Raw genomic sequence first — 4000 nt, forward strand, 5'->3', positions numbered from 1 at the left:
TTTTCTTTACGAGTAAAGAAAAGTGACATCTCACACGTTCTAAAACGGCCAACACCGTACAGCCGCGACAGCAGCTAAAAGCATCAAAACCCCGCCCACAAGAGACACTCCCCGCGTCAGCGGGGCTAGAAGCGAACAAGTATCGAGGGGGTGAACGCGAAAGCTGCGACGCACTGGCGACTCCTTGCTCCGCCGGGTCGATTGACTTCCACCGTTGACTGGCCGAGAATCTACCACGTCACCCCAAACAAGGGTGGCCGAGCGTGGGAACTCGCAAAAAAGTCACAGACGGATCGCCGCCCGTTGCGGCTCAATTTTCGTTTGAGATCGCTATGCCTACTTCCATTGCTCACAACGTTTCAGAGAACCTCCCGCAGCAAATCGAGCGCTCGCTCGCCATCTCCCGGCAATCCTCCCTCCTTGCCGAACTAATCCGCCTGACCTTCCCAGCCGACACGCCCACCAAGCTCGACGTCCAGGAACTAGCCTACCAACTCGAGGAACTTCGTAGCCGTGCGCAAAGCATCGCGCAAGAAAGCTGCGCCGACCTGCTGCGCGTCAGCGCTGGACTCGGTGCTGTTCTGAGACTGCTGGATTTTGATAGCGACGACGTGGAGGACAGCCACGGGCTGCACTGTCTGCTGACGCCGTTGAAGCAGCAGTTGGACGAAGCTTTGAATCGCGTGCAGGGCATGCTCTAAGGCAGATCGATAGAGGCGAGCCGCGTCACTGTCCCGCAAGCGGGGGAGTGGCCGCTCGCGGCCACATGCCACCAGCTCAGCCACTAAACACCGCAATACACTCAACCTCCACCCTGGCCCCAAGCGCCAACCCATTCGCCCCAAGCGCACTGCGCGCCGGATACGGCGCCTGGAAGAATTCCTTGTAGACCTCGTTGAACGCCTGCCATTCGCTGATGTCGGCCAGAAAGATGGTGCATTTGGCGACATGCTTGAGCGACAGACCATGCGCTTCCAGCGTGATGCGGATGTTCATCAGCGCCTGCTTGGCTTCTTCGCGGATGCCGCCGGGCACCAGGCGGGTACTGCCGTGGACGATGCCCATCTGTCCAGAGAGGTAGAACATATCGCCAACGCGCACGGCTTCGGAGAATGGCAGCCCTGCGGGGAGAACTTTGCCGGAGTTCAGGAATTCCATGGTGCACCCTGTCGGTGAGAGCCTTGAATGCCGCTTTGCCATCCGCCGGCCAATGCGCAGCCGGGTGGTGGCAATGCGGTCTTCAAGTCTAGGACACGGGTGTTCAAGATCGCAACCGCCTGCCATCAAAAGCCCGTTTCGGCGCTGCGCCCCCCAAGGCTGGCGGCACCAAGACGATCATTGCGCCGCCGCAAACCGGTCGGTGGCGGCAATCAACTGATCCATGATGCCGGGCTCGGTCCACGCGTGCCCGGCGCCTTCTATCAGGTGCAGGTCGGAGTCCGGCCACGCCTGGTGCAGCGCATAGGCATACCGCGCCGGGCAGGGCATATCGTAGCGGCCGTGCACGATCACGCCGGGTATGCCGGCAAGGCGATGCGCGTCGCGCAGCAACTGGCCGTCTTCCAGCCAGGCGAGATGCGTGAAGTAGTGGTTCTCCAGCCGCGCAAACGCTAGCGCGAAATGTTCGTCGTCATGCTTGGCGGTGTTGGACGGGTCGGGCAGCAGGGTGATGGTCTCACCTTCCCACACGCTCCATGCGCGGGCGGCTTCCAGCTGCTTTTCGGTATCGCTGCCGGTCAGCACCTTGCGGTAGGCGGCCATCATGTTGCCGCGTTCGGCTTGCGGGATGGGTGCCTGGAAGCGGGCCCATTTCTCGGGGAACATCTCCGAGACGCCGTACTGGTAGTACCAGTTCAGCTCCGCCTGCGACACGGTATAGACCCCGCGCAGCACCAGTTCGCTGGTGCGCTCCGGGTGCTTCTGCGCATAGGCCAGCGCAAGCGTGGAGCCCCAGGAGCCGCCAAAGACCAGCCAGCGCTCTACGTTGGCCAGCTTGCGCAGGCGCTCGATGTCGTCCACCAGGTGCCACGTGGTGTTGGCCTCCAGCGCCGCGTGGGGCGTGGAGCGGCCACAGCCGCGCTGGTCGAACAGCATGACGTCGTAGCGCGCCGGATCGAACAGGCGACGGTGATCGGCCGATATGCCGCCACCGGGACCGCCATGCAGGAAGACCGCCGGCTTGGCGCCGGGCGTGCCAACGCGTTCGTAGTAGACCACGTGGCCGTCGCCGACATCGAGCGTGCCGGTTTCATAGGGTTCGATGGCGGGATAGAGCAAGCGAAGTTGTGGCATGGATCGGGTTCCCAGGATGCGTGCGTAGTGCAAGAGTGTATCGCCGTTGCCGGCGTCATCTCCACCTGGGTGCCGAAGCACAATCAGATCGATGGGGCTGCCAGGCCGCTGCCATGCACGCCTGGCAAGCCCCCGAACGCGCTAGGCGTTCCAGGTATCGTCGTTCAGGAAGTCGTCATTGCCCGATCCGTCATCCAGAAGCCCGTTGTCCAATGCCGCATCGGGTGAGCCCAGCGGCGAGCGGTCGTCATTGCCGTAGTAGTTGTTGACGACCGTCTCCGTTGGCTGCGCCCCTGCGCCTGGTTGTCCCAGGAAGCCGCTTGCGCCATTGCCACTGCCATTGCGATGGAACATGTTCTCGATGCCCTGGAACAGGAGCGCGCCGCCGGCTACGCCGGCTGCCGTCGTGGCAATGCCGCCCAGGGTGCTTCCCAGGCCGCCACTCAAGAATCCAGGCCGGGACGGCTGCGCGGGGGCAGGCTGGGGTGCCTGCACTGCTTGCGGTACGGCGACCGGTGCGTTCATCGGCGCCGGCATGACGGGGCTGGGTGCCACGCGGTTGGCGCTGTTGCCCCAGGCGTTTTCCGGGTCGAGGAAGTGATTGGCGCCGTTGGCCTGCGCCGCCTGCAACTGGCTCTGCAGCGTGGAGATCTGCGCCTTGGCTGTCGCCAGCGCGTGGTCAAGCAGCATGGCGCGCTGGACCAGCAGGTAGGCGGCATCCGGCTGCCTGGCGACGGCGTCGGCGATGAGGGCTTCCGCCTGGGGGTCCTTGGCGCCGGCCCTGGCCTGCGTGAGTTGGGTCAGGAAGCCTTCCAGTGCTTGCATCTCTTGGGGGGTCATGGCAGCTCCTATCCGGGTTGTCTTGTGTGATGGCAGTCTACGAGCCGAGTCTTAAGCAAGACTTAAAGAAGTGCGCTCGGATGTGATTACCAGGTCTCGCGGCCGACTCAAGCCAGGCAGGCGTGCCTCGCGCCAGATATTTTAAGGGTCGTGTCGATTTCCGGTATCCCGATTCGTCGTAGTATCAGAGCCGCCCGTCGAGCCTGATCTGGTTTCAGGGCGTGCGGTTCCCACAACCCACTCAAGGAGAAACGACGATGCGTGTCATGGTGATGGTTAAGGCTACGACCCAGTCGGAAGCCGGCAAGATGCCCAGCACGGAGCTGCTCACCGCAATGGGCAACTTCAATGAAGAACTAGTCAAGGCCGGCGTGATGCTCGCGGGCGAGGGCTTGCGCCCAAGCGCCAAGGGCAAGCGGGTGCGATTCTCCGGCAGCCAGCGGTCCGTGATCGATGGACCGTTCGCGGAGACCAAGGAGCTCGTCGCCGGGTACTGGCTGTGGCAAGTCAAGTCCATGGAAGAGGCCGTCGAATGGGTCAAGCGCTGCCCCAACCCCATGGAAGGCGACTCCGAGATCGAGATTCGCCCGCTGTTCGAGCTCGACGATTTCGGTGCCGAACTCACGCCCGAGCTGCGGGCGCAGGAAGAGCGCCTGTGGGCAGAGGCGCAAAGCGCCGCCGCGAAGAAGACAAGCTAAGGACGAGCCAAGGCAGGGTTGCGGCATGCGCACCAAGGCGCTCTGGCGGCGCCTTTCTGTTCTAGACTTGTCTTTTTCCATCTCTCTATCAGGGACTCAACTTTAGACATTCAGGCCCGCTCAACGAGCGGGTTGGAAACGGATTCAAGAAATCGAAAAATGCTTGACAT

At 62.7% G+C, this 4000-nt stretch carries 5 protein-coding genes; 2 read left to right on the plus strand and 3 right to left on the minus strand.

The genetic code is table 11. The features are described 5' to 3' along the window. Positions 1-332 precede the first annotated feature (332 nt). Entirely contained in the window at positions 333-701 is a 369-nt protein-coding gene (locus ACGLHR_RS50825; RefSeq protein ID WP_400103598.1) for a DUF1484 family protein, read from the plus strand. Between the two features lie 76 nt (positions 702-777). On the opposite strand, the gene ACGLHR_RS50830 is transcribed toward ACGLHR_RS50825, so the two are convergent. The 3 genes from ACGLHR_RS50830 to ACGLHR_RS50840 all read right to left on the minus strand — a co-directional run bounded on the left by ACGLHR_RS50830 (position 778) and on the right by ACGLHR_RS50840 (position 3132). Then, complete coding sequence (locus tag ACGLHR_RS50830) at positions 778-1158, minus strand: RidA family protein (RefSeq protein ID WP_318236883.1); 381 nt, start codon at positions 1156-1158, stop codon at positions 778-780. Between the two features lie 177 nt (positions 1159-1335). Further along, on the minus strand, positions 1336-2292 hold the full coding sequence (gene pip / locus ACGLHR_RS50835; RefSeq protein WP_400103601.1) for a prolyl aminopeptidase: 957 nt from the start codon (positions 2290-2292) through the stop codon (positions 1336-1338). A 141-nt stretch (positions 2293-2433) separates the two neighbouring features. After that, positions 2434-3132: a DUF2076 domain-containing protein gene (locus ACGLHR_RS50840; protein ID WP_400103602.1), complete on the minus strand. Its 699-nt coding sequence runs from the start codon at positions 3130-3132 to the stop codon at positions 2434-2436. A gap of 257 nt (positions 3133-3389) precedes the next feature. Here ACGLHR_RS50840 and ACGLHR_RS50845 point away from each other — a divergent pair, with 257 nt between their 5' ends. Further along, positions 3390-3830, plus strand: coding sequence for a YciI family protein (locus ACGLHR_RS50845; RefSeq protein WP_400103604.1), 441 nt, complete (start codon positions 3390-3392; stop codon positions 3828-3830). Positions 3831-4000 lie beyond the last annotated feature (170 nt).

Source organism: Cupriavidus sp. CuC1 (assembly GCF_044627735.1).
In the GTDB taxonomy this organism is placed as follows: Bacteria; Pseudomonadota; Gammaproteobacteria; order Burkholderiales; family Burkholderiaceae; genus Cupriavidus; species Cupriavidus ulmosensis.